The organism is Microcoleus sp. Pol1C5 (genome assembly GCF_036701115.1).
In the GTDB taxonomy this organism is placed as follows: Bacteria; Cyanobacteriota; Cyanobacteriia; order Cyanobacteriales; family Microcoleaceae; genus Microcoleus.
The window spans coordinates 42,889-67,172 of the sequence record NZ_JAUBQE010000001.1; the positions used below are offsets into that span (position 1 = coordinate 42,889).

General features: G+C 46.7%; 23 protein-coding genes. 17 read left to right on the top strand and 6 right to left on the bottom strand.

All coding sequences use genetic code 11. The annotated features are described in order from the left end of the window. The first annotated feature begins 29 nt into the window (after positions 1 to 29). From QUA23_RS00120 to QUA23_RS00130, 3 genes are all read left to right on the top strand, one after another. Positions 30 to 566, top strand: a complete 537-nt coding sequence (locus QUA23_RS00120) for a hypothetical protein (protein ID WP_333061567.1) — start codon at positions 30 to 32, stop codon at positions 564 to 566. Positions 567 to 843: 277 nt separating this feature from the next. Then, positions 844 to 1,470 carry a DUF3038 domain-containing protein gene (locus QUA23_RS00125; RefSeq protein ID WP_333072628.1) on the top strand — a complete coding sequence of 209 codons (627 nt, stop codon included), beginning with the start codon at positions 844 to 846 and terminating at the stop codon, positions 1,468 to 1,470. A gap of 3 nt (positions 1,471 to 1,473) precedes the next feature. Then, positions 1,474 to 2,646: a DUF4335 domain-containing protein gene (locus QUA23_RS00130; protein ID WP_333072630.1), complete on the top strand. Its 1,173-nt coding sequence runs from the start codon at positions 1,474 to 1,476 to the stop codon at positions 2,644 to 2,646. 171 nt (positions 2,647 to 2,817) lie between these two features. Here QUA23_RS00130 and QUA23_RS00135 read toward each other — a convergent pair whose 3' ends face one another. Next, on the bottom strand, positions 2,818 to 4,857 hold the full coding sequence (locus QUA23_RS00135; RefSeq protein WP_333072631.1) for an abortive infection protein: 2,040 nt from the start codon (positions 4,855 to 4,857) through the stop codon (positions 2,818 to 2,820). Between the two features lie 44 nt (positions 4,858 to 4,901). After that, the gene (locus QUA23_RS00140; RefSeq protein ID WP_333072632.1) at positions 4,902 to 5,573 is read right to left on the bottom strand and encodes a hypothetical protein; all 672 of its coding nucleotides are present in this window, start codon (positions 5,571 to 5,573) and stop codon (positions 4,902 to 4,904) included. A 240-nt stretch (positions 5,574 to 5,813) separates the two neighbouring features. Between QUA23_RS00140 and QUA23_RS00145 the strand changes: the two genes are divergently transcribed. Next, a complete protein-coding gene (locus tag QUA23_RS00145; protein WP_333072633.1) occupies positions 5,814 to 6,749 on the top strand; it encodes an OmpA family protein in 936 nt (311 codons plus the stop codon). Positions 6,750 to 6,914: 165 nt separating this feature from the next. Here the strand turns inward: QUA23_RS00145 and QUA23_RS00150 are convergent, their stop codons facing one another. Then, on the bottom strand, positions 6,915 to 8,027 hold the full coding sequence (locus QUA23_RS00150; protein ID WP_333072634.1) for an AI-2E family transporter: 1,113 nt from the start codon (positions 8,025 to 8,027) through the stop codon (positions 6,915 to 6,917). A gap of 147 nt (positions 8,028 to 8,174) precedes the next feature. On the opposite strand from QUA23_RS00150, the gene QUA23_RS00155 reads away from it, so the two are divergent. Continuing rightward, on the top strand, positions 8,175 to 9,131 hold the full coding sequence (locus tag QUA23_RS00155; RefSeq protein WP_333072635.1) for an alpha/beta hydrolase: 957 nt from the start codon (positions 8,175 to 8,177) through the stop codon (positions 9,129 to 9,131). Positions 9,132 to 9,171: 40 nt separating this feature from the next. Here the strand turns inward: QUA23_RS00155 and QUA23_RS00160 are convergent, their stop codons facing one another. Together QUA23_RS00160 and QUA23_RS00165 are read right to left on the bottom strand one after the other, a co-directional pair. Beyond that, on the bottom strand, positions 9,172 to 9,456 hold the full coding sequence (locus QUA23_RS00160; protein ID WP_333072636.1) for a type II toxin-antitoxin system mRNA interferase toxin, RelE/StbE family: 285 nt from the start codon (positions 9,454 to 9,456) through the stop codon (positions 9,172 to 9,174). After that, a complete protein-coding gene (locus tag QUA23_RS00165; protein WP_333072637.1) occupies positions 9,453 to 9,680 on the bottom strand; it encodes a hypothetical protein in 228 nt (75 codons plus the stop codon). The genes QUA23_RS00160 and QUA23_RS00165 overlap by 4 nt, the downstream gene beginning before the upstream one ends. 128 nt (positions 9,681 to 9,808) lie before the next feature. On the opposite strand from QUA23_RS00165, the gene QUA23_RS00170 reads away from it, so the two are divergent. Further along, complete coding sequence (locus QUA23_RS00170) at positions 9,809 to 9,985, top strand: DUF433 domain-containing protein (protein WP_333072870.1); 177 nt, start codon at positions 9,809 to 9,811, stop codon at positions 9,983 to 9,985. A 50-nt stretch (positions 9,986 to 10,035) separates the two neighbouring features. Here QUA23_RS00170 and cysS read toward each other — a convergent pair whose 3' ends face one another. Continuing rightward, positions 10,036 to 11,637 (bottom strand): cysteine--tRNA ligase, encoded by a 1,602-nt coding sequence (gene cysS / locus QUA23_RS00175; protein WP_333072638.1) that lies wholly within the window; start codon positions 11,635 to 11,637, stop codon positions 10,036 to 10,038. A gap of 436 nt (positions 11,638 to 12,073) precedes the next feature. Here cysS and QUA23_RS00180 point away from each other — a divergent pair, with 436 nt between their 5' ends. The 11 genes from QUA23_RS00180 (at position 12,074) to QUA23_RS00230 (ending at position 24,068) form a co-directional block, all read left to right on the top strand. Next, complete coding sequence (locus tag QUA23_RS00180; protein ID WP_333072639.1) at positions 12,074 to 12,337, top strand: hypothetical protein; 264 nt, start codon at positions 12,074 to 12,076, stop codon at positions 12,335 to 12,337. 98 nt (positions 12,338 to 12,435) lie between these two features. Continuing rightward, positions 12,436 to 13,770 carry a DUF4912 domain-containing protein gene (locus QUA23_RS00185; RefSeq protein WP_333072641.1) on the top strand — a complete coding sequence of 445 codons (1,335 nt, stop codon included), beginning with the start codon at positions 12,436 to 12,438 and terminating at the stop codon, positions 13,768 to 13,770. Between the two features lie 581 nt (positions 13,771 to 14,351). Then, the gene (locus QUA23_RS00190; RefSeq protein WP_333072642.1) at positions 14,352 to 15,668 is read left to right on the top strand and encodes an ABC transporter substrate-binding protein; all 1,317 of its coding nucleotides are present in this window, start codon (positions 14,352 to 14,354) and stop codon (positions 15,666 to 15,668) included. A gap of 149 nt (positions 15,669 to 15,817) precedes the next feature. Further along, the gene (locus QUA23_RS00195) at positions 15,818 to 16,726 is read left to right on the top strand and encodes a sugar ABC transporter permease (RefSeq protein ID WP_333072643.1); all 909 of its coding nucleotides are present in this window, start codon (positions 15,818 to 15,820) and stop codon (positions 16,724 to 16,726) included. A 71-nt stretch (positions 16,727 to 16,797) separates the two neighbouring features. Beyond that, positions 16,798 to 17,661 (top strand): carbohydrate ABC transporter permease, encoded by an 864-nt coding sequence (locus tag QUA23_RS00200; RefSeq protein ID WP_333072644.1) that lies wholly within the window; start codon positions 16,798 to 16,800, stop codon positions 17,659 to 17,661. A gap of 169 nt (positions 17,662 to 17,830) precedes the next feature. After that, a complete protein-coding gene (locus QUA23_RS00205; protein WP_333072645.1) occupies positions 17,831 to 18,913 on the top strand; it encodes an ABC transporter ATP-binding protein in 1,083 nt (360 codons plus the stop codon). Between the two features lie 324 nt (positions 18,914 to 19,237). After that, positions 19,238 to 19,594 (top strand): hypothetical protein, encoded by a 357-nt coding sequence (locus tag QUA23_RS00210; RefSeq protein ID WP_333072646.1) that lies wholly within the window; start codon positions 19,238 to 19,240, stop codon positions 19,592 to 19,594. Positions 19,595 to 20,171: 577 nt separating this feature from the next. After that, positions 20,172 to 20,609 (top strand): DUF3574 domain-containing protein, encoded by a 438-nt coding sequence (locus tag QUA23_RS00215; protein WP_333072647.1) that lies wholly within the window; start codon positions 20,172 to 20,174, stop codon positions 20,607 to 20,609. A 161-nt stretch (positions 20,610 to 20,770) separates the two neighbouring features. Continuing rightward, positions 20,771 to 20,974 (top strand): hypothetical protein, encoded by a 204-nt coding sequence (locus QUA23_RS00220; RefSeq protein ID WP_333072648.1) that lies wholly within the window; start codon positions 20,771 to 20,773, stop codon positions 20,972 to 20,974. 325 nt (positions 20,975 to 21,299) lie between these two features. After that, positions 21,300 to 21,812 (top strand): hypothetical protein, encoded by a 513-nt coding sequence (locus QUA23_RS00225; RefSeq protein WP_333072649.1) that lies wholly within the window; start codon positions 21,300 to 21,302, stop codon positions 21,810 to 21,812. A gap of 222 nt (positions 21,813 to 22,034) precedes the next feature. After that, on the top strand, positions 22,035 to 24,068 hold the full coding sequence (locus QUA23_RS00230; protein WP_333072650.1) for an ABC transporter ATP-binding protein: 2,034 nt from the start codon (positions 22,035 to 22,037) through the stop codon (positions 24,066 to 24,068). The last annotated feature ends 216 nt before the right edge of the window (positions 24,069 to 24,284 follow it).

Here is a 24,284-nt window from a genome sequence, read left to right on the forward strand (position 1 = left end):
TAGTACCAATGCCCAATGCCCAATGCCCAATGCCCAATGCCCAATTACTAATTACCAAAATTATGAATCATTTAAGCCTCAAATCGCTGGCATTTTACGGGATTGCGATCGGCTCTGTTTTGCTGCTGTTTAAATTAGTGAGTGCTTACGGCGAATCAAATTTAAAGGCGGCTCCGGCAATTGGGGGAAGTTATCGCTTCGATGCTAAAAGTTTGCCAGAATGTCTGAAGTCTGATGTTTTGGTATTGACAATCGAGCAATCGGGTGTTTATTTGAGCGGTAATTTGCGATCGGGCAGCAGGGAGGGCAGGGAAAAAACAGCCCAGGAGAAACCTTCTCTATTTGGTAAGTGGGAAACTCAAGGATTGAACTTGTCGGGTACGGTTGCTAATTTAGCTGGTTGCAGCGACTCCACAGCAACGGGTCAAAACAGTTCTGTTAAAATGCGCGGAATTGTGGAGCAAGAAAGCCTCAAGGGAAAAATTAGTCTAACTGATAAGACGGCGGCTACTGATTTTACGGCTCAAAGAGAAGCGGCGGTGCAACCCCAAAAGCAGGAACATTGATTGATCCCAATAGAGAATAAGAAATGGGAAATGGGTAATTCTTTGTCGCTTTGGGACTCTTCCCTTCACCCCTCATGAACCAAGGAATCACAAAGTGGCGGCGGGGTTGGGGGAATGGGCGATCGAACTCCCGCTGGAGCTCGCCTGTGACGGTCGGTTGCTGCTAAATTAGAAAATATGCCTAAAAGTCAATGATAAAAATAAAGTATCCCAGAGAAGTTCTTGGTTGAGAATTTGTCTTGCTCAAGACCCCACGTGCCCGTATAGTTTGTTTGGAATGGATGTTGCCGTGATATTAATGCCGTCAGAAACTTCGCTTACCCAGTCAAACCCGTTAATTTTAGACAGTTTGCCAGACTTGTCGCCTTCCGATGGGGGATGTCCCCGCCGAGCCAGATTACAAATTGACTTGATGTTGCTGGCGATCGAAGCCTTGTATCTCGGAGGTGCCGAAGAAATGCTAGCCGTGTCAAAGGACCTAGAATTGGAATCAATTATCAAAAATCGGGTTGCCCTTTGGCTGATGCGTAATACTAACCCGCTGAGACGCTATACCCAGCGCCGCTCCCTTACCATTGTGGAGGCAAAAGCGCTGGTGGCGATCGCCTGCAATATGGCGCGCAAGTTAACCGCCACAATTCGGCAGTTGCTGCTAGACTCGCAGCAGTTGCGATCGAGAAATCTCCCCCTCAACCAGAACCAGCCGCTGGCCGAGTATTTAGAACGCTTTCGAGCTCACTTTCGATCGCGCATGAACCCCAAGCGATCGCTAGTTGCAGCTTACGATTCCGACGAAAAGCTCAACGAACTAGCTTTGAACTTGTTGAGCAAACTGCTATTTTGTACAGGCACAGCCGGAATGCAGCGCTTCTGGGTTAGCCTGTTTGATGGAGAAGTTGAATAAAAAATGACTATTAGGCGTCAGTACAGTCTGCCAAATTGCACCCTGGTTCTAGAAGGGTTGAGCGATGGTTCCGCAGCCAGCCAGTTAGATATACGGCCGGTGCTTTCCATGTTAATGAGCGCTGAATGCTATGTTACAGGTCTTGGCGAGCCCCTAAGCGGGGGACGAGATTTTTTTGAAAGCTTGGTGAGGGCCGTCAGCAGCTACGCTCAAGAATTTATGAGCGGAGTGCATTATCCCGATCGCTACGGCCCGAATGCGGGTATGGTGCAGTTACAAAGAATTGACGGCAACTTGCACCGGTTGACCGTTCTACCCGCCTCCGCAGGCAGCCCAACCCAAATCGATCAAAAAACAGAACTGTCGGCAAAAGTTGATTTGACGACGGTACAGCTATTTGACTTGGTAGAGGCGATCGATCAGTTTTTTGCCGACACGCAGACGCTGCCGGAATTGTCGCTGCAATTAACCCCAATTTCCAGGCGTTACGTCAAGTCTGCCGAACCTTTGGCGAAGCGGAGTTTGCCTGCTGTCGTGGGGGTGTCGAGTTTGGCTTTGGCGGCGATGGCGTTTTTCTTGGTACCAGTCCCCGAAGTGCAGCGCCAGAGAGATCCGGTGCCGCAGCCCAATCCAGCGGGTCAGAATCAAGGGACGCCGAATCCGGGCGGATCGGGTTCGCCTAATCCCAATCCCACACCCCCTGCTGACGGTTTGCTGCCGGGGGCTCAAACTCCGAACGCTGAATCGATTTCGCCGACTCCGAGCCCTGCGCCGCAGCCGGACGCTTCACCTAGCGCCACACCGCAGTCGAGCACTTCGCCGGAAAGCACGCCCAGTCCTGTTGCTGAAGGTTTGGCAAGCCCTGATGCAGCAAGTTTGCCAATTACCGATCCAGCGCAAATTGAGCTTTTGAGGGGCAAAGTTTCTCAGCAAATTGACGGAGTTGTGAAGAATCAGCCTCCGGTTGATGCGGAGTTGGTTTATCGGGTGAGTGTGGCCCAAGACGGGGCGATTGTCGGTTACAAGTCGGAGAATTCGGCAGCAGTCGAGAGATCCGAAACGCCGTTGTCCGAGTTGCTTTACAAACCTGTTGGCAGCAGGCCACCTGCGGAAGCGCTGGCTGATTTCCGTGTAGTTTTGGCACCAGACGGCACTGTTCAAGTCAGCCCTTGGTAATGGTTGATTGTTGACTGTTGACTGTTAACGGTTGACTGTTGACTGATACGAAATCCGGTTTTCATGCCCCTTTTATTCTTTAGTCCCTCTCTGCTAGGACGAAAGTTTGTGTAGGATCGGTTTTAACCGCCGATTCTTATCAAGGGGTTTCTAACCCGGATTTGATATGATTCAAAGCCCTGTTGGTGCGATCGGCTCAATATCTGGGTCAAATCCCCCAACTTGATTGGTGCGAATTATCCACAAAAATGCTCCCTGTTTTAATAAAACTTTGGCGATTTCATCTTGGGTGCGCCTGGGCAACATTGTTCGGTAACTAATAGCAGCTTTTATCAGGTTTGCTATACCAACAAAAAAGGTTTTTTTCAGTTCAGAATCAATCCCCGCTAATCTCGAATTTTTGCGCCAATCTGGACGAACAATACCGAGGGGCATTAATACTTTTTCTAAACTCTCTCCTAATGCTACTAGCTGGTGAAATCTTTGGGTTTGTGCGTCGGTAGGATGTGTTTTTAGCCAGTCTTGAATCTGAGGATTTGACTCTATTTCGGAAGTAATTTTTTTAATTGTCGCGTAAATTGCCTGACTTGAATCTTGGACGCAAGAAGTTGCTGGGGTGACTAAACTTGCGCCGGTGCCGTCTCCGCTGCGGTAGCGGGCCATCATGATATCTAGTTGCTGGTTTAATTCGGTTAAAGGCGACAAGGTGATGCCGTCAAAATCGTAGTCGCAACACACGCAGTCTAGTTTACAGATGATATCGCAAACCGGGCGATCGCCCAACCAGCCGCGCTGCAAGTCTCCCATGTAGCTTTGCCATTTGCTGGAACCTGCGACAATTCCGTCGGGATTGTGGGCGTAAACTTGTTTGTATTCTATGTCAAAACGCAGTTCGCTGGTAAAGCGATCGCGCACTACTTTTGCTACTCCGAAAGCAAAATGTCCGGTGACAATTCCCAGCGGTGGCCGTTCGCCTTTTTTGCCGCCGATGCCCCCGAAACTGTGAATCACTATCCCGATATCTCCTTCTTGCCAAGGAGAGATGGAAGCGTTTTCTGTAGCATCATTTGGCGTTAACAATACTCTTTTTACTTGCCCTTTTTGGGCTGGTGTATTTTCCCAATTTTTGCTGCTTAAATAAGCGATAGATTTTTTCAGTCCTAAATGTGTTTCATCTGGTGTTAATTGGGCAATTTTGCGGGGTTCGATTGCCTGCACTACAAATATACTGTCTTCGTCTCTTTCGCCGTAAATGTACCAGCCGTCTGGATTTAATGGCGATTGTTCGATCAGGTGATTGGTAGACCTCGCTACGCCATTTTTGTCTGGCTGTACTTGTGGAATCCGAATAATTTCGGCGGCGCCGTCAAATTGTTGAGATGTTTTGTTGAAATGCCGGACAATAAATTTGTCGCTGTCGGGTTCTTTTCGCTGTAAAATTGATACTAAGGCGCAGAAACGTCCGATAATTTGTACTGGTTCGCGATCGATCGTGAGTTCCTGGCGATCGCTACTGCTATAATTAATCGCAATCACCGGCCTGCGTAGCATCACAGTCACGCTGTTTTCGAGTCTGCTGCCTGCTAGAGTTTCTAAAGGGCCGACATTTCGCCAACCGTTCAATCTATCTGGATGGATGTTGCCAGATTTTTGGCTTTTTTTAGTTTCTTGTGTGAAGTTTATATCTTGACTGACTGCGTGGACAAAAAACTGTACTTCGCGATTTGTACTCCATTTCAAAAATGCTGTTTTGCCAATAAAGTTTTTATATTTTTTTGGGGCATTTATTACTTCAAAAAAGACTGTACCGTAGGGCTGGCGCTGTTCGTGTGAGGGCAAAATTAAGCGCCCGTGCCAAAGAGCGATCGGCTTGTAGAGATAGGCAACTGCTGCTGAATTTTCGCAGATCGTCTCCGGCTCAAAAGCTATTGAAATATCGCTTTTTTCTCTAAAAATAGTAGCAGTTAAATTTCCGTCACCTTCTACGAATCGTGGTTCTAAAAAAACCTTTTCAGGTTGTGGAATTTTAGCTATTAAATGACCTGTGCTTTTTGTGGACGAGCGTCTAAAAAAAAGGTGATGGTTCTCCAATTTTGCCTGCAACCAATTGAGGAAAACGCGAAGAAAAATAAACGCTGTTAAACCAAAAATAACAGCTAAAATAATCAGCCCCAGGGTCAAAATGAATTGGTTGAAAGACTGACCTGACACTAAAAAAATTGTTGGCCCTATCAAAGAAAATGCCGCCATAATATCTAAAAACGAGTTTTAGGTTCGATCCAGTCTGTGCTGGCTTGACTGCCAAAAACTAGGGGTTTGTCCTCGGTGACAGGTACCGTCTGCCCTGTCATATCCACTGCACAAAGAGGCCAAGATCGATCGCCCAAATTGCCTGCGCGGAACAGAACTTTTCCGGGACAAACTTGACTCCAACCCAACAATACAGCATGAGTGTAAAGACTGCGAGCGGGAGCAACGGTATAAGTGTAATTATCATTTTTGTCCCAAATGACACCGTAGTCGGACATATCGGAAGAGTTGAAAAGTGCTTCAAATTCGCGGGCGAGAATGCGGGAACCGTCTTGATTCCAAGAAACAGGCACTAAAATGGCGATCGTCCCGGACATATCTGTATCATCGCCAGCATACATCCCACTTTCTGCCAGTGGGGAAGCAGCCGCCACTGTTTGCAGTTCCCCGGTTTTGAGATTTTCCACAAACATGACACTGCTAACCCGACACCGGGAGAATTCCGGCTGTACTTGCAACTCAATTCGACTGTAAGCTGCGTATTGGCCGTTAGTTGATACTAGGGATGGACTGCGATAATAGCGGAGGCCTGTGCCGGCAGTGGAGCTCACTTTAGCATGAGTGGCACTAATCCATTCCCAAGGAACGGGATAAGGGCTATTTAAAGGGTCAGTCATCGGTTTTTTTTCCAAAAGTTTTACTGAATTATCCAACAGATTCACGCTGGCACGCAACGGATTAGACACCCGGTTTCTGCCTCGATGCTTCGCCACCAAACCCCAGATTTAGAGAAACCGGGTGTCTTTTTGAGATTTTAGATTGGAGGACAAATCTCCAATCTCAAATCTCAAATTTCAAATCGGATAGGTAAGATAGTATCGAAATTAATCTGGTATTTACACTGAGAGGGATGAAATATGACGCGATCTTTTAACCAAAAACCTTCAATCCCCCCCACTCACGTCTCCAAGTCGCGGGGAAAAGGTTTGCTTGTACTGTCGCTGATTTTTCGACTGCTGCTGCTGGGGGTGGGCAGCGGTTTTGCGTGGGTTTTGGGGATGGCGATCGCTCAAATTTATCCGTCAGGCGCGACGGAGATGCCGCTGGCAGAGAGATTGCTGCGTGTCACTCAAAATTTGACCTCCAGCCCGAAACGCGCCCCAGCAACGCCAATTCCGGCGCTCCCGCCACCAACCGCTACACCGACTCCCCAGTCAAAACTCAGTGCTGCCCAGAGAGAGAAATTGCAGTCGGATTTGAGACAGTTGCAGGGCGAACTCAACGCGCTGATTGGTCGCACGGCGGCTTTGGAGAGTCAGTTGGGCAGCAGCCGCCCGACGGAAACTTTGGAAAAGCGTTTGCAGTTGATGTCGCGCGAATTGGCAACGCCGGAAACGGCCGCAAGTGTTGCCCCTGCTTTACCTGCGATCGGCAGCAGCCCCAGTCTGAACCCTGAAACGGTGAATACTGCCCCACAGAATACCAATAATCCGGTGTTTGGGGGGGATGGGCTGATGGTGACTCTGCCCAGCGATGTTTTGTTTGATACTGGCAGCATTTCTTTGCGCGCGGGAACAAGTGCGATTTTGGACAATTTGGTGGCGGAGTTGGGCAATCACGAGGGGGCAACTGTGCGCGTTGCGGGCCACACTGACGACGCGGGGGAAGCGGCGGACAATCGCAATGTGTCGTTTGCGCGGGCTCAGGCTGTGGTGCAGTATTTGTCGGGTGTACTCGGTCAGAAGTATCATTGGGTAGCGATCGGCTATGGGGAAAGTCGCCCTTCGGTGGATAATAGTTCCGATACTAATCGGCAGCGCAACCGTCGCATTGAAGTGGCAATTAGTCCTTAGTCAGCGGACTTGTGGATAGTAGATTTATTGCATGAATCTTTGATTGATAGTCAACCGCAGATGTAAGGCAGATAAACACGGATAAACGCAGATATTTTCCACAGAGGTGAGCGAATGCTTGCAATTATAGTCTACTGTGTTGAATTCTCAAGGCGTAAGCTGCTGTTACGCTGAAGGTGTCAGAGGTGGCAAGTCAGAATTATTTTTAGCCTGATCTATTGCCTCTCGATGTTCGCTCCTAAGTTTTGGTTTTAAATACAAGTTCTCAATCAAAGCTGCCACTCCCGCAAACCAAGGCGGCACAATTACAGCTCCAATAATTCCTAATACTTGAACGCCCCCCAATACAGACAGCAATTGATATAAAGGATGCACACCAACCGATGAACCAACTAGCAAAGGATCGAGTACGTAAGTTTCTAAATTCTGGATAATTACAAATAACAGTAATACCCACAAAAGTACCCAGCCACCTTTAGCTAATGCTACGATTAATGCTGGTACTGCTCCCAACACGGGGCCGATGAAGGGAATCAAGTTGGTAACACCTGCGATCGCACCCAAGCCTAAAGCAAATTCCGGCATTCCCAAAATGCTCAAACCTGTGGTAATAAATATCCCTAAAATGCCCGAAACTAACACTCGCCCGCGAATATAACTCCCCATTCTTTGACCGATTGGCGCCGCTTGTGCGGCTAATCTTGTGTCCCAAGGTTTAGGGAAAAATTGCACCAAACTTTTGATTAATGTGTCGCTGTCGGCAACCATGTAACCTGAAATAAATAATGCTAAAACTAGGCTGAAGACACCGCCTAGAATGCCTCTCGTTAAACTGTACGATCGCAAAACCAGTTGTTGGCTCGATCGAATCAGCCAATTAGTCAGGGATTGAGTGTCAACCAACTGACCCACCAGAGTTGGGGCATCGTCGGTTAGGCGACTCAATACATTAGTTGCCACAGTTCGCAAACTTTCGACATAAACTGGTAGCTGCCGCAGCAGTAACTCTATTTGTTCGATTACCGTGGGCCCGATTAACACTACCGTCCCGCTAAATCCGCCGATGAGAGTTAAATAAACCATAATCACCGCCAGCCAACGGGGAGCCCGCATGGTTTCTGCCCAATTCACGATCGGGACGATCGAAGCAGCCAGCACAACTGATATCATTAGAATTACTAGCAGGCTCCGCAATTGCCACAGCAACACTAGCAGCAAGGACGATGCTACAATTAGCAGCAAGTTAGGTAAAGAAATAGTTATCCGCTGTTCTGACATAATTAAGTAATCAAGGTTTGTATTGGCACTTATGTCATCCCGCAGAGCGGGTTTATTTATATTCTCATTTACCAAATATATGTCGGGTAAAACCCGCACCTACTCATATTATAATAAAAAGTAACATCGGTTCAAAAAAAAAATAATATGCAACCGCCATATTCAACCCAAGATTTATCCACCATTTCGTCTATAAAGTCACCAACGCTGTTTTACGAATGGCAAAACTATCGCTGTGCTTATGATGTTTATAACCCAACTACTGCGACAGAAGATAGCATCCCTTTGTTATTAATTCATCCGATAGGAGTTGGTTTGTCAAGAATCTTTTGGCATAGATTTTGTGAGAGTTGGTACAAAGCAGGCAACACTAATCCGATTTACAATCCCGACCTGCTGGGCTGCGGCGATTGCGAAATGCCGGCTGTGGCTTGCTATCCTGACGATTGGGCCGCACAGTTGCAATATTTCTTGGAAAGTGTCGTAAAAAAACCTGCGATCGTCCTCGTGCAAGGTGCTTTACTGTCTGTAGGCTTGGCTTTAGCAAAAAAGCAGCAGGAAAGCGGCTCAAATTTAATTCGCGGGTTAGTTCTCGCAGGGCCTCCCGCTTGGGCGGTAATGAACAAACATTCGACCGAAAGACAGCAACGGATTGTCTGGAATTTGTTAAATTCTCCCTTGGGAAACGCTTTTTACCGTTACGCCAGACGCGCTGAGTTTTTGCGTTCTTTTTCTGTGAAACAACTGTTTGGCGATGCGGCAAAGGTTGACAGCGAATGGTTGGATGCTTTGCAGGCTGGGGCGGCAAATCCTGACAGCAGACACGCGGTTTTCTCGTTTTTAGCGGGGTTTTGGCGGCAGGATTATAGCGGTACGATTCAAAAGTTCGATCGACCCGTACTCGTTGTGATGGGAGAAAAAGCCTCAAGCATCAGTCAAGCGGGTAAGGAAGAGAAACCGGATGAAAGATTAGCGCAATATTTAGCCTATTTTCCCAATGCGGAAGGTTTATTAATGCCGGGGCGCAATGTTTTGCCCTATGAATCCACCGCAGAATTTGTCGCGGCTGTTGCGGAGTTTGTGGATAAGTTAAAGAAAAATTAAATCTATTTGTGGAGTTGTTATTTAATAATAACTGGCACAGTTAATAGACCTCATCATGTGTCCCGATGTCGAGTAAAACAATGACTTCACTATTTGTTTCCGTATCCTCTTCAATCGAGAACACAATCCGACAATTATAGCCGCAAGAGCAGGACTGAAGACCATCAAGTTTGCCACCTAGTTTATGAGTACCTAGGTTGGGAAAAAATACATCTGCTTCCATTTGTTGAAGAGAGTCTTCAATACGTTGCTGGAGGTCAGGATTTCGTTTCACAAACTTGCGGAATGCTAGTTGGAATTTGGGAGTCAGAACCAGTGGTCTCATGTTTCGGACTCGTCCAAAGACTGGCGTAATGTTGAAATAACATCCTTGGCTGACTGCTGTCGGAATTTGCCTTTACGGAAATCAGCTAAGGTTTGTTGAGCATCCGCAGCTATTTCGGCGCGGATACTCTCGCGGTGACGGTTTTGCAGGATTTTTATCAGCATTTCCTGCTGTTCGTAGGACAGTTGCAAAGCAGTTTCTAGCACTTGGTCGAGGGTATTCATAGAACTAGGCTATTACCTCTAAGGTTGAACAACTTGCGAAGTTTAGTAAATTGTATCGCTTATTCCAAGACTAGGCTAAACTTCAAGAAAAATGCACTAAACTACGTCTTGTCCTAAGCGAGCGCAAAATCATCACGATCGAACGAGGTAAACGCGGTGGAAAGCCTTGCATCAGCCGAATGCGAATTACCGTGTATGATGTGTTGCGCTGGCTGGCTGCGGGAATGTCTCATACAGAGATTCTAGACGATTTTCCTGAGTTGACGGAGGAAGACATTAGAGCGTGTTTAGAATTCGGCGGTTGAAACCGCTTCTTGTCACACAAAGTCTGCCTCTGCAGACTATGAATTTAGTTTCAACTCCGGTGCCAGATGGTTGTACCATCCTTTTGATCGATCAAAGTAATCCCATTATCCTTAAGTTCGTTGCGAATGCGATCGCCCTCTGCGAAATTCTTAGCTTTTCGGGCATCTTTCCGCTGCTGAATCATCACCTCAATTTCCTCATCAGTTAATCCGCTAATGATTTCAACTTTATCAATAGTGAAAGATGCGGGAGGGAGATTGATAGTCGCACTTAGCGGGACGAGTCTGGGTATGGGTTTTTCAAATCCTAAAACTTCGGCTAACTTAACAAGAGTTTGCCACTTTTGTTGCAACACTTCCGAAGGCATTTCCGTTTTTCCCCCATGTACAATTATATTGCTTTCGCGCCGCAATTCCTTCGCCAATTCAAACACAACAGCTAAAGCATTAGGAGTATTGAAATCATCATCCATCGCTGCTCTGAATTGCTGTACAGCCTCACTCTCGACTATGGGCAAGTTCAGAATTTTATCTAAATCCCAGCCCAATTTGGAACCGGGCCCATCACCAAAACGTAGGCTTTCTTGAAGAGTATGCCAGCCATTTCGAGCGCTAGCGATCGCCTCTTCGGTAAAATCAATTTGACTGCGGTACTGCGCTGTTAACACAAACAGCCTCACCGCCATCGGTTCCACCGCTTTTGACTTCTCGCTTCCTTCATTCTTACTCCCCCCTTTACCAAGGGCGGGCTGGGGGGGGTTAGATTCCAAATCACCCGACCAATTCCCATCCAACAAATCGCGAATTGTAATAAAATTGTGCAAAGATTTCGACATCTTTTTGCCGTTGACAGTCACAAAAGCATTGTGCATCCAATAATTAGCAAGTGACTTGCCAGTCGCCGCTTCAGATTGAGCAATTTCGTTTTCGTGGTGCGGAAAAGTTAAATCGGAACCGCCGCAGTGAATGTCAATTGTTTCGCCCAAGCAATCGCGCACCATCGCCGAACATTCGATGTGCCATCCGGGGCGACCTTTTCCCCAAGATGAGTCCCAAGCAGGTTCTCCCGGTTTAGCGCTTTTCCACAGGGCAAAATCAGAGGAATCTTGCTTTTTTTGAGCTTCTATTTCTGCGGTTTCCAATCTACCGCTAGCCCCGGCTTGCATTTCTTCCAACTTGCGGCCGGAAAGTTTTCCGTAATCTGGAAATTGCCTCACGTTGTAGTAAACGTCGCCCCCGGAAGCATAGGCATAACCTTTATTTTCTAATTCGTGAATCAGCCGTTTAATGCCGTCCATTGTATGGGTGGCGCGGGGATATTCATCTGCCTTGAGAATATTCAGCTTCTCCATATCTACGAAATATTCATGGATGAAGCGTTCTGCCACGGCTTCCATTGTGGAATTAGTTTCGCGGGCACGGTTGAGAATTTTGTCGTCAATATCTGTAAAATTCTGCACGTAGCGCACATCGTATCCCCGCCACATCAGATAACGCCGCACCATGTCCCAAACAATGTAAGCGCGGGCGTGGCCGACGTGGCAGTAATCGTATACCGTAACGCCGCAGCAATACATCCGCACCTTTCCTGGTTCGAGGGGTTCAAAAGGTGATTCGCGACGGGTCAAGCTGTTGTAAAGCGTTAGAGTCATTCGATTTTAGATTTTAGATTTTAGATTTTAGATTTTAGATTTTACAAGATTTACGCAGAACCTCTATGTGTAGGGTGTGCAGGGCCCACCTTATCTGTATCAGTAGCGCGTCAAACCATTTTTGCGTTCAGGAGTGTGGGTTTGTAGTGGCGATCGCGGGTTAGCGAAGCTTGCAAAATACGATCTGCCAACTGCCAGCCTAGCAAATTTGGTGCTCAATCTCCTCTATCCATAGTACCGTCCCAGCCGACTCCATCTCACATCTAATTCGTATCAGGGAATCTTGACAATAGTTTCGGTGCCGATCCCCACCCACGCCATGTTGTCAAGATTCCCTGACATATTGATCCCCAAAATCACGAAAATGCGTATAAGTACCCAGGATTGAGGCAAAAGACCCCTTGACCCGATCGCAACTTGTCTGCAACATTAAGTCATGACAAAGCGATCCCAAAGAAATGCTTGGATTAAGCAGCCCTGGGAGTCGAATAGCGCGTGTGCTGCCAGCACAGCGTTGCTAGCAGCACCGATCGCACTCACAAAATCGATCTTGTCAATCAAGAATCGACAGATAAAGCTTTATTTAGATCTGACGGTGCGCGCAGAAGCCCAGAAGTCCAAACCCCCGATCGCATTGGGGACAAGACAAGCTAAAAACAAGCAAGGCTTCAAAGGTTGGAAAGATTTGGAAGCTCGATAATATGTGGATTTAAAAGAGTTTCTAACTCAAAAATTCAACACATTTGTGTTGAACGGAAAAATCTAACCCGCCATCCCAAATTAGTGGAGAACAAACTCATGGCAAAAGAACGCCCACCATTAGAAGAGATGACTTTGCGACAACTCCGCAGAGTTGCTAGCGAATGTGGAGTCTCTCGCTACAGTCGGATGCGGAAATCGCAACTTCTGGCATCAATTCAAGAAATTCAGCGCACCAAATTTTCCTACAGCCCATCTCGCAAACTAGAGGCACAAGAAGCAGTGGAAGCAGCAAAGTTTGAACTCGGTCAAGAAGATAGAACAGGCGGTTCTTTGTCGTCTGTAGATGAAGGTTTAGCAGATTTGCCCAATGGCTACGGCGAAAGCCGGATTGTGTTAATGCCCCGCGATCCAGAATGGGCCTACACTTACTGGGATATTCCCAACGATCGCAAAGAAGAATTGCGTCGCCAAGGAGGACAGCAACTCGCCCTGCGGATCTACGACGTTACAGATGTTAACCTCGACATTCAAAGCCCGCACAGCATTCAAGAATATCCCTGCGACGAATTGGCGCGGGAATGGTACGTGCCAATCCCAGTGAGCGATCGGGACTACGCGATCGACATCGGCTACCGCTGTGCAGACGGCCGCTGGCTGGTATTAGCTCGATCTGCCCAAGTCCGCGTTCCTCCCGTCTATCCCAGCGACTGGATTGAAGATCAATTCATCACCCTCGACTGGGAAGAAGAGTTGCAAGGCAAAACTTTCGCCGAACTGGTTCCTCCGGCCAAGAAAATGGCACAATCAACCAATGGCTTTGGTTTCAGCACCGAAAATGCTATCTACGAACAAATCTTCGGCATGGCAGAATCTGCCGAATCCATGCGCGTAGCGGGTTCTATCTTCGGTTCCATGCAGCACGTCGCCGGTTCGGTCCAGCAAGTCGGCATCCACGAACAAGCTCTCAGTTCCTACGTGTTCCCCTCCGGCGTCGGAATGTGGGCGGCTCCCACCATGTCCGGCCTTACTGCGTCAGGTGTCGGTATGTCCGGCCTCACCATGTCAGGTGTCGGTATGTCCGGTCTCACAATGTCCGGTTTCGGTATGTCGGGTGTCGGTATGTCGGGAGTTGGCTTTGCCGCCCCGATGCGCCCTCGCCAGTTCTGGTTAGTTGCGGATGCCGAACTGATCGTCTACGGTGCCACCGAGCCCGACGCTACCGTCTACGTAGGCGGACAGCCGATTAAACTCAATGCTGACGGCACTTTCCGCTTCCAGATGTCCTTCCAAGACGGCTTAATCGACTATCCGATTTTTGCAGTAGCAGCAGACGGCGAACAAAACCGCGCCATCCACTTGAAATTCAACCGCGAAACCCCAGAACGGCGCACCAATACCAAGCAGGATGCCGTTGTGGAATGGTTGGGCTAATCCCAAAGGTCGATCGAGCGGCGGGCGCTCATGCAGGTTTGTGCCAATTTTTGAACCATCACAAGGCATAGCCTCAGCCGATCGTGATTTGTTAAGGTTAATCCCAGACAACAACCCATAACACCCCCTATACACCGTTCTCCTGTTTTGAGGAGCGGTGTTTTTTGTGTTTAGAAGGAAGAAGGAAGAAGGAAGAAGGAAGAAGGAAGAAGAAAGAAGGAAGAAGAAAGAAGGAAGAAGGAAGAATTATTTATTTAAATGTTCTCAATAGACTTTAATTGCATAAATCTTTGATTGAAGGATCAAGCGCAGATTACAAGCAGATAAACACAGATAAACGCAGATAATCTCAAGATAGTTGATGATTTTTGTAATAGGTTTAATATCTATCTGTAGATAGATGTTGATTTAACTCGCCATCTAATCAGTTCAATCAAAATTTGCACTTTTGACTCAAGAATTATTAAGTAAGCTAAAGTTTACTTAAACTTTTATTGCATAAACTCGGTAAATCCAGCGAAACAAAAGAAAGCGAGTTATGAGAGAAATAAGGCGATCGCAGCGCCATTTCTCAAAAGCAAATGCAAAAAATAAATTCCCTGCAGCAACGAAGCCAGAAGCGCCCCCGTCTTTTAGCCTTATTCGCTGTCACATTAGCCACCGTCTTGCTTTTATTTATTCTGCCGGCACTGACTCAACAGCCAGTCGTGCTCACCATGTTAATGCAAGGCCAAGACATTGTTAACTGGAAACCCTTTGTCAAAGAATTTGAACAGAAAAACCCCGACATTCGCATCAACCTCATAGAAGGGCCTTTTGACACCAACCTCATAGAAAATCTTTATACATCTGCCTTTCTTTTAGGCGAATCGCCCTACGACATCATCAACATGGATATTGTCTGGGTTCCCAAATTTGCAGCCGCAGGTTGGGTAAGCGATTTGACAGACAGAATTCCCCCGGAACAGCTTTCCAAATTCATCCAAGGTAACGTCGAAGGCGGGCGGTATCGAGGCAAACTTTACCGAATTCCCCACGCTTCCGATGCCGGAATGCTTTATTACCGCAAAGACATTTTAGAACAAGCGAAAATTCCAGCGCCAAAAACCTTTGAAGAGATGGTAAAAATCTCTCAAAACTTGCAGAAACAGGGAAAAGCTACTTGGGGTTATCTGTGGCAAGGCAAACAATACGAGGGAGTATCTGCGATGTTTGTCGAAGTGCTCTCCGGTTTTGGTGGCTTCTGGGCCAACCCTCAAACTTTTGAAGTTGGGTTAGATAAACCGGAGGCAATTAAAGCAGTGGAATTTCTCAAAAAAACGATCGCCTCCGGCATTTCTCCTCCGGGTGTCACCACCTACGGCGAAGAAGAAACCCGGCTGTTGTTTCAAAATGGCAAAGCGCTTTTTTTGCGAAACTGGCCGTATGTTTGGAAGCTGGCAAATGCCGAAGGATCGAATGTTAGAGGCAAAATTGCGATCGAGCCAATGCTCAGCAGTACGGGTAAAACAGGCGGTTCCTGCTTGGGTGGCTGGGGCTGGGGAATTGCCAAAACCTCAAAACATCCAGAACAAGCGTGGAAAGCAATTCAGTATCTTACCAGCGAGGAAACCCAGCGCAAATTTATTTTAGAAACAGGTTTAATTCCCAGTTATAAATCCCTATTTACCAACAAAGAAATAGTCGCCAAATATCCCCACTACCCGCAACTGCTCAAAGTAGTGGAACGGCCAGCTTTGCGCCCGCCCCTGGCACAATACGCTCAAGCTTCTGATATTTTGCAGCGTTATTTGAGTTCAGCTTTTACCGGGAGAATGAGTGCAGAACAAGCAATGAAAGCAGCAGCTAGCGAAACTCGCAATTTATTAGGCAGTTTGAAACAACCCCAAGCTTCGTAAAACTGACATATGGGTATTCTGTTAGAAAAAGGCAAGATGCCTGTTCCACAAAGAGTTAAAAACAGGCAAGATGCCTGTTCCACCAAAAGTTAATTCTATTGTGGGGCATTGCTTCTAGCCCGCCCAAAAATAAATTAAAGGTGAACACTATGCAATTAGACAAGATGCGACAGCGCGAACAAACAACCGGATGGATATTAGTAGCACCAGCTTTGATAATTCTGCTGCTAGTATTTGCTTACCCAATATTGCGCGCTTTTTGGCTGAGTTTATTCACCCAAAACCTCGGTACAGAATTAAAACTGGTTTTTTCCGGTTTTGCTAACTACAGTCGAATGTTAGGGGACGGGCGTTTCTGGCAAACTTTAGGCAACACCACAGTATTTACAGTCGTCTCTGTTTTGCTGGAATTAATTCTCGGTATGGGCATTGCCTTAGTCTTAAATCAATCTTTCACAGGGCGCGGTATTGTTCGCACAATCTCCTTGCTACCTTGGGCGCTGCCCACTGCATTGATGGGAGTAGCTTGGGCGTGGATTTTTAACGACCAATACGGCGTAATTAACGACATTTTAAGGCGATTAGGATTGATTCAAAACAGCATTAGCTGGCTGGGAGATCCGACTTTGGCAATGATGGCAGTGATTACAGCAGATGTGTGGAAAACGACGCCCTTTGTCAGCTTGCTTTTGCTAGCAGGATTGCAGTCAATTCCCGGTGATTTGTACGAAGCACACGCGATTGACGGCGCCAGTAGCTGGCAGAGTTTCCGTCAAGTTACTGTACCCCTGCTGATGCCCCAAATTGTGATTGCTTTGCTGTTTCGATTTGCCCAATCTTTCGGCATTTTTGACTTGATTCAGGTGATGACGGGAGGGGGGCCGGCGGGTGCAACCGAGACGGTTTCTATCTACATTTACAGCACGGTAATGAGGTATTTAGACTTTGGGTATGGAGCGGCTTTGGTGGTGTGTACTTTTTTGATGTTAGTGGCAGCAGTTGCGATCGCCGCTTATCTGTTATCGAGAGCCCGCACAAATGCAGCAGGAGGAAACTAAGACGATTTTAGATTTGGGATTGGAGATTTTAAATAATCAACTGTTGCACTTTTATTTCATTGGTATAAATTATGTCGATCGCCCGCGAACAACCCACGAAAAAAACCTTTAACATCCGGCAATTAATCTTGCCAATCTCAGCCCTCTTGATTGTCGCCTATTTCCTCGCACCTATTATCTGGCAGGTGCTAACTTCTTTCAAAGTAAATGCAGATATTTCAGCGATTCCCAACATCTACATTCCCAAACGAATTACTTTCGAGCATTACCTGTCGCTGTTCCAACGTCGCCCGTTTGCTCTTTATATTTTAAATAGCGCTTTTGTTTCCATTACTTCAACATTGCTGTGTTTAGCAGTAGGCGCTCCAGCAGCTTACGCTTTAGCCCGGTTGCGGTTGTGGGGCGAGAGAATCATTCTGGCAACTGTGACGATTGTAACGCTATTTCCGGCAGTTCTGCTATTTTTGGGACTGCTGGAAATTGTCAAAGCTTTGGATTTAGGCAATAATTATTTAGCATTAATTATTCCTTACACTGCGATCAATCTGCCGCTGACAATTTTGGTGATGCGGAGTTTCTTTCAACAGTTACCAAAAGATTTGGAAGATGCGGCTAAAGTAGACGGATACAATACTTTCCAAATGCTGTGGCAAATCGTGCTACCGATGACATTTCCGGCGTTAGTCACAACTGGAATTTTAACATTTATTTCAGCTTGGAACGAGTTTATATTTGCACTAACATTTATGACTCGCGAATCTCTGAAAACTATTCCCGTCGCAACTGCTCAACTCAGCGGGGTGTCAGTATTTGAGATTCCTTACGGGCCGATCGCCGCAGCTACCGTTTTGGGAACTTTGCCCTTAGTTTTTCTGGTTTTGGTGTTCCAGCGGCGCATTGTTCAGGGTTTAACTGCGGGGGCTGTAAAAGGATAGTTTAGAACTCGTTCCTAGGCTCAGCCTGGGAACCGATATCTAGAGGCTCTGCCTCGCTTTTTAAACAAGAAAATTGGAGGCAGAGCCTCCGGATCTGCGTGACCAGGCAGATCCTGGTAACGAGTAAATAATCAACATTCAACAGTCAACAGTCAACACTTTAAAAATCATGGCAAAACTGCAACTAAAAAACCTCAATAAAACCTACAGCCCTAAAGTAGTTCCCGTAAAAGACATTAGTTTGGATGTCAGCGAAGGAGAATTTCTAACCTTGCTGGGGCCGTCGGGGTGTGGCAAATCTACGACACTGCGGTTAATTGCAGGGTTAGAACAGCCAACTAGAGGCGAGATTAGAATTGGCGATCGCGATGTCACTTATCTCAGACCGGGCGATCGCGATATTGCAATGGTTTTTCAAAGTTACGCGCTTTATCCGCACATGACAGTCTACGAGAATATGGCATCGAGCCTCAAACTTCGCAAAATCCCCTCCAGCGAAATCAATCGGTTAGTGACGGAAGTTGCAGCATCCCTAGGATTGACGGAATTAATCGATCGCAAACCCGGAAAACTATCAGGCGGACAGCGACAGCGAGTAGCCCTCGGCCGCGCATTAGTGCGCCAACCGGAAGTATTTTTGCTAGACGAACCTTTGAGCAATCTCGACGCATTATTACGGGAAAAAGTTAGGGCAGAACTCAAACAATTATTTTCCTCCCAAAAAGCTCCTGTAGTGTACGTAACTCACGACCAAACCGAAGCAATGACGCTTTCTACCAAAGTCGCTGTTCTCAACAGCGGCAACGTGCAGCAGCTCGATCCGCCACACTTAATTTATACCCGTCCTGCAAATCAGTTTGTAGCCGGTTTTGTGGGCAGCCCGCAAATGAATTTGCTCGTGCTTAAATGCCAGGGAAATTTTGCTAAGTTGGGGGATTTTCGAGTTCCACTCCCAAATATGCCGACTGTGCCGCCAGAAATTGTTTTAGGAATTCGCCCGGAACACGTCGGTTTCGCAGATGCTGAGGTCGGCAATATGCCGGGTTCAGACGCGATTAAAGGTGAGGTTTATTTAGTAGAAAACTTGGGAATGCAAAATTTAGTTAGCGTCCGAGTTAAAGGTTTGGACGCAGTAACGGTGCGGGCTTTGCTGCCCAATGACCGCCACTGGAATTCAGAAATTGTAGAGCTGGTTTTCCCGCCTCAGTTGCTGCACTGGTTTGACGTGAAAACTGGCGATCGCTTGCAATAAGAATTTGCCCTCCATAGCATGATTGATTAAAAATTCTCTAACCCTGTGCTGAAAAATATTTTTTTTGCTTATAACTAAGTTATGACTTTAGTTAGAGGTAGAAGTATTGTGCGACTGTTAAGGTGATATTCATGTGTGAAAAAGCTAATTGGCTGACACAGAGGTTGCGTGTTTACCAGATTTTATCGCTAACCTATAACTCTATTTAGGTGGTTAATCAGAAGTTAAAGCTAAGTTGGCTTTACCTCGCATTAGCTGCTGGTTTTGGAGCGAGTCAATTAGATGAAAAAATGTTGAAAATTATCACCAATCAACTTAGGGAGTATGACCGAGATGAATTTGATTTCCACAGCCATTGCTCGCATCAGTTCCCTGCTTAAGGGATTTCAAATTAAGAGTTTTTTGAGTGTTGTCCTAGTAGGTTTTCTGGTTCTGACAACCACTGTTGATTCGGGACGCACTAACAAAGGTTTTGGCACGCAAGCAAGCTCAAAGTCTGAACTCAACAATCCTGAAAGACCCCAAACAACGCGGGAATGGAGGCAAGAAGCTCGCGAAACCTCAGACTCTCCGGGCGATCGAGCTCAGAAGATTGGCCAAGAGGCAGGAGCAGCCGTGAAAGAAATGGGGGAGATGTATCAAGACACTGCTAAGAGAAGTATCCGCGAATTAAAGGATTAGTAGCTCCACCTAAAAAATATAACACTGAGAAACCTGATTGCTTTCGGGGCGCAGCCAAGAGTGCTCGCCCTTCCGGGTTTCTGAACACCTGAAAAGTTTGACGTTTAAATAGGTTGAGCTACTTAATACGACAGACGCAATCAAGTAGTCGAGCATAAATAAACTAGAACAAACGCTCAAAAACCCAGTTTCACATGAGAAACTGGGTTTTTGAGTTGGAAGCATTTTATGTTAAATTAAATCAAATTCCCGTTAAAAACCCCTTGAGCAGACTCGGTGGTTAAAAATGAGATATTGCAGGATTCTCAATTACAATTTCAAGACAGAGCTAGAAGCAACTACCCACAATAAAATTGAACTATGAGTTGAACAGGCGGTAAAGGCTATTCATGAAAATGGTGCCAGATATGAGTTAAAACTGGTTTTGAAATCAAACTCTTATGTGGCATCGATCGCCCCTGGAATGCGAGTTAGAGGTCAAACTACAGAAACTTTCGTCCCTTTTGCTTTAGACTAATAAATAAGCGGTAAGGCGCTTAGGTTGCACCCTACATATAGAAGTTCCACGTAATTCCTGATGAATAAACATTTTAACAGTCTTTGCTTGACTGGCCTGCTGTTCATCCTGCCTGTTTGTCCGGCAACAATTGCCCGCGCTCAACTTCCCGAAACTTCGGATACTAATGCCAAGCAAACAAATCTCCTCAAAGATGAACTCTATTTTGGCTTAACAAAACCGGGAGGCGAGACAATTTCTGAATCCGAATGGCAGGAGTTTGTCACGGCAGTTATTACCCCTCGCTTTCGGGAAGGGCTAACAGTATTAGACGGCTCCGGCCAGTTTCTCAACAGAGCGGGTATTCTGATTAGAGAAAACTCTAAAATAGTTATTTTAATTTATGAAAGTAGTCCTGAAAAAAATCAAGCTATTAATGAAATTATCGAAACTTACAAGCGCACTTTCCTGCAAGAGTCTGTGCTGCGGGCAACCAGCGAAGTTAAGGTTTCTTTCTGATGTGGTCATTCAATCAGCGTATTTATGATATTATCCGTGGTAATCAAGGTCATATCCTCAAAGATAATTAGGGTGCGGTGCAAGAAAATTCATAAGTTGTGGGTATCGATCGCAGACTGCAAAAAATCCCTATAAAAATCTGCCCGGGAGAAAACAAAAACATGATGAACGACGGCAACCAAAAAGCTGAAGCGCCGGAAAGCGAGGATACACAAAATTTGTCCGCCATGGCTAAAGCTTTTCTTGTGAGTGTGGCTTGGTCTTACGCAGAGGCATTGGAGCGAATGAAACGATCGCGAAATCCACAGGAACCAGCGCCCGAATCTCCGACAGAACGAGTCGAACCCGATCCTGAAAAAAATTGATGAAAGACTATTAATGCGATCGACTTGCCAAACTATATGTGCGATCGAACGCAATAGTCAATTAGCTGTTTTGAGTTAAAAACAATCTACTCAGAACAGCGAACTGTGCAGCTTAAGCCGGATTTGTATGGGATTTTACAAGAAAAAAAATGAAAGCCCCGTGACCCTTCAACAAGCTCAGGAAAAGCTTTAGTCCGGGGATGACTACTGCGTTGCAGGTTTGAACCTCAACCTATATCTGCCCATAAAAGAAATTTAAACTAAACAATTTACGGTTTTACCGCTACAGTGTACAAAACAAATAACCAATTTTTAGATCGGTCTCATGTCTAATTCAAAAATGATTGGTAAAGCGATCGCAGGTAGCCTTTGCTTGGGCATCCTCATTAGCTTCAACACCTCACTTAGCCCTGCATCCGCAGCAGCACCAACAATTGCCCAAGAAACAGCAGCCCCGGCCCCCAGCAACATCGACACGCAACTCCTAGGCCAATGGCAAGGCACAGTCCCCTCCGGTCAGTCTTTCACCTTCGTCTTTGCCCCAGAAGGCAAATTGTTTCTCATGGCTAAAGGCCCCGACGGAGCCGCCCGCGCCAAAGAAATGAGGTACAAAGTTAATCTCGGTGAAAAACCGATGCACATTGATGTCGGTCTCAGCAGCACAGAAACCGTTGAGACTGTTTTTGAGTTGACTCCCGAAGGTCAAATGCGGCTTCAGTTGCAAGGCACCAATCCCGGACAGGCGAGACCTAATGCCTTAAACGAACAAGCAACCGTGTTTAAAAAGGTCTCTGAGGCCACTGCACTGCCTGCTGACACTCAAATCATCGGTTTTTGAGGAAAATTACTCGCAGGCAGAAGGCACTCTAGTAGTTCTGAGTTTTGAGTTTTAAGTTATAAATTATTTAAAATTCAAAACTCATCCACGGCGAAGCGTTGCGAAGAATGTTAGCTTTCGCCATCTGTTATGCAAAGCAATCTTAAAATCTTCCTACTGCCTTCTGCCTCAACAGGCCCTGCTACAATCCACTTAATCTCCATTTAGCTGCCATAGACCTCCATGAGTGAAACCGTCCTAGAAGTTCGCAACCTGCGGGTTCAATTTCAATCTGCGGACGCAGGCGATGCGTCTGCAACCGTCAAAGCGGTTGACGGCATTTCGTTTGAGGTCAAGCGAGGGCAAACTCTGGGCATCGTGGGAGAGTCGGGATCGGGAAAATCGGTAACATCCCTCGCTGTTATGGGTTTGCTGTCGAGTTCGTCAACGAAAATCGACGGCGAAATTTGGTTTTCTCCGACAAAAGACGGTGCTAGCAATGGGCCTGTGAATCTGCTGGAAATGCCGGACAGGGAAAAACAAACATACCGGGGCAGCCAGATTGCGACGATTTTTCAAGAGCCGATGAGTTCGCTAAATCCCGTTTATACGATCGGATTTCAACTCACAGAAGCCATTTGTTTGCACCAACAGGTGTCGCAGACAGAGGCGCGCCGCCAAGCAGCTTCTCTGCTGCAAGAGGTGAAGCTGCTACCCGGCGATGATGAGATCAGGCAGCGGTGTTTGACTTTGCGGCGAGAGCATTCCCGGACTGCTGCGGGGAATCAAGCAGTTATGGAGGACGATCGCGATTTGATGCAGCTCGTCAACGGGCAAAAACAAGCTATGCTCGATCGCTATCCCCACGAACTCTCAGGCGGTCAAATCCAGCGCGTGATGATTGCAATGGCCATTTCTTGCAATCCAACTTTATTAATTGCTGATGAACCGACAACAGCTTTGGACGTAACCGTGCAGGCAACAATCTTAGCTTTGCTGCGGGAGTTGCGGGACTCTAGAGGCATGGCAATGATTTTTATTACCCACGATTTGGGTGTCATTGCTGAAATTGGCGATACGGTGGCGGTGATGTACCGAGGCAAGATTGTTGAGTGCGGTGCGATCGAACAAATTTTCAGCAACCCCCAACATCCTTACACAAAAGGTTTATTAGCTTGCCGCCCAACTCTCGATCGCCAACTGCGCCGCTTGCCGACAGTTTCCGATTTTATGGATGTCACCACAAATGCTAGCGGCGAATTGGTAATTGTCGAGAAAAATGCCGATTTAGACGGCGACAGCAGCGGGGGAAATCCTGCTTTTGCAATAGGAAAACCGCCTCGGCTGCCGCATATTTCCGGCCCTTTGCTAGCTGTTAATAACTTGCGCGTCGGTTTTCCGGTGCAGGGAATGTTTGGCGAAACCAAACGCTTATTTATGGCGGTAAACGATATTTCTTTTGAGGTTTATCCGGGCGAGACTTTGGGTTTGGTGGGCGAGTCGGGCTGCGGCAAATCAACTTTGGCGAGAGCTTTGCTGCAATTAATTCCGGCGGCCAGCGGTAAAGTGTTTTTTGAAGGCCAAGAAATTACGCCTCCCGCCAAAAATAGTTCGGCACCGCAGTGGCTGGCTAATTATCGGATGCAAAAAGAGTACGATCGCAAATTGCGGTGGCTGCGGCGCGATATGCAAATTATTTTTCAAGACCCTTTTAGCTCTCTCGATCCGCGCCTAAATGTTGGGGATGCGGTGATGGAACCGATGGTGATTCACCGCTTTGGTAAGAACCAGAAAGAACAGCGCGAGCGCGCGGCTTATTTGTTGGAGAGAGTGGGTTTAAATCCCGATTTTATGCGGCGCTACCCTCACGAGTTTTCCGGGGGACAGCGGCAGCGAATTTGTATTGCTAGAGCTTTGGCTTTGAATCCTAAGTTTATTATTTGCGATGAGTCGGTTTCGGCATTAGATGTGTCGGTGCAGGCGCAAGTTTTAAATTTGCTGAAGGAGTTGCAAACAGAGTTTGGACTGACTTATATTTTTATTTCTCACGATTTGAGCGTGGTTAAGTTTATGAGCGATCGCGCGATCGTCATGAACAAAGGTAAAATCGAGGAAATTGGCACTGCCGAGCGCATTTACCGCCAACCGCAGCAAGCTTACACGCGGCAACTCATAGCTGCTATTCCAGCAGGGAATTTGGAGCGAATTCGGCAACAGCAACTAGGTCGCCAAGCTGCTTGGTCCCCATCGCCTGCAGATGAATCAGAACAAAATTGATATCTAGTGTTTTAAACTCGTATCAAGTACCAATTGCCCGTTACCAATACTTCGGCTACGCGATCGTACAACTTCCGAATTACTATAGGACTTATGCAATCATCCCAGGTATGGGGGGAACCACGGGGGTTTTTCCCTACAAAACATTATATATAGCAATCCTTGCAGGAGTCGTAAATTTTTTACCCGACCCCAAACCCGCTCTGAGTCCGTAAG

Bases quoted from the DNA above. Each gene is read 5' to 3' on its own strand.
- QUA23_RS00120 (WP_333061567.1), top strand. From the start codon at position 30: ATGCCCAATGCCCAATTACTAATTACCAAAATTATGAATCATTTAAGC.
- QUA23_RS00125 (WP_333072628.1), top strand. From the start codon at position 844: ATGGATGTTGCCGTGATATTAATGCCGTCAGAAACTTCGCTTACCCAG.
- QUA23_RS00130 (WP_333072630.1), top strand. From the start codon at position 1,474: ATGACTATTAGGCGTCAGTACAGTCTGCCAAATTGCACCCTGGTTCTA.
- QUA23_RS00140 (WP_333072632.1), bottom strand. From the start codon at position 5,573: ATGACTGACCCTTTAAATAGCCCTTATCCCGTTCCTTGGGAATGGATT.
- QUA23_RS00145 (WP_333072633.1), top strand. From the start codon at position 5,814: ATGACGCGATCTTTTAACCAAAAACCTTCAATCCCCCCCACTCACGTC.
- QUA23_RS00150 (WP_333072634.1), bottom strand. From the start codon at position 8,027: ATGTCAGAACAGCGGATAACTATTTCTTTACCTAACTTGCTGCTAATT.
- QUA23_RS00155 (WP_333072635.1), top strand. From the start codon at position 8,175: ATGCAACCGCCATATTCAACCCAAGATTTATCCACCATTTCGTCTATA.
- QUA23_RS00160 (WP_333072636.1), bottom strand. From the start codon at position 9,456: ATGAGACCACTGGTTCTGACTCCCAAATTCCAACTAGCATTCCGCAAG.
- QUA23_RS00165 (WP_333072637.1), bottom strand. From the start codon at position 9,680: ATGAATACCCTCGACCAAGTGCTAGAAACTGCTTTGCAACTGTCCTAC.
- cysS (WP_333072638.1), bottom strand. From the start codon at position 11,637: ATGACTCTAACGCTTTACAACAGCTTGACCCGTCGCGAATCACCTTTT.
- QUA23_RS00180 (WP_333072639.1), top strand. From the start codon at position 12,074: ATGACAAAGCGATCCCAAAGAAATGCTTGGATTAAGCAGCCCTGGGAG.
- QUA23_RS00185 (WP_333072641.1), top strand. From the start codon at position 12,436: ATGGCAAAAGAACGCCCACCATTAGAAGAGATGACTTTGCGACAACTC.
- QUA23_RS00190 (WP_333072642.1), top strand. From the start codon at position 14,352: ATGCAAAAAATAAATTCCCTGCAGCAACGAAGCCAGAAGCGCCCCCGT.
- QUA23_RS00195 (WP_333072643.1), top strand. From the start codon at position 15,818: ATGCAATTAGACAAGATGCGACAGCGCGAACAAACAACCGGATGGATA.
- QUA23_RS00200 (WP_333072644.1), top strand. From the start codon at position 16,798: ATGTCGATCGCCCGCGAACAACCCACGAAAAAAACCTTTAACATCCGG.
- QUA23_RS00205 (WP_333072645.1), top strand. From the start codon at position 17,831: ATGGCAAAACTGCAACTAAAAAACCTCAATAAAACCTACAGCCCTAAA.
- QUA23_RS00210 (WP_333072646.1), top strand. From the start codon at position 19,238: ATGACCGAGATGAATTTGATTTCCACAGCCATTGCTCGCATCAGTTCC.
- QUA23_RS00215 (WP_333072647.1), top strand. From the start codon at position 20,172: ATGAATAAACATTTTAACAGTCTTTGCTTGACTGGCCTGCTGTTCATC.
- QUA23_RS00220 (WP_333072648.1), top strand. From the start codon at position 20,771: ATGATGAACGACGGCAACCAAAAAGCTGAAGCGCCGGAAAGCGAGGAT.
- QUA23_RS00225 (WP_333072649.1), top strand. From the start codon at position 21,300: ATGTCTAATTCAAAAATGATTGGTAAAGCGATCGCAGGTAGCCTTTGC.
- QUA23_RS00230 (WP_333072650.1), top strand. From the start codon at position 22,035: ATGAGTGAAACCGTCCTAGAAGTTCGCAACCTGCGGGTTCAATTTCAA.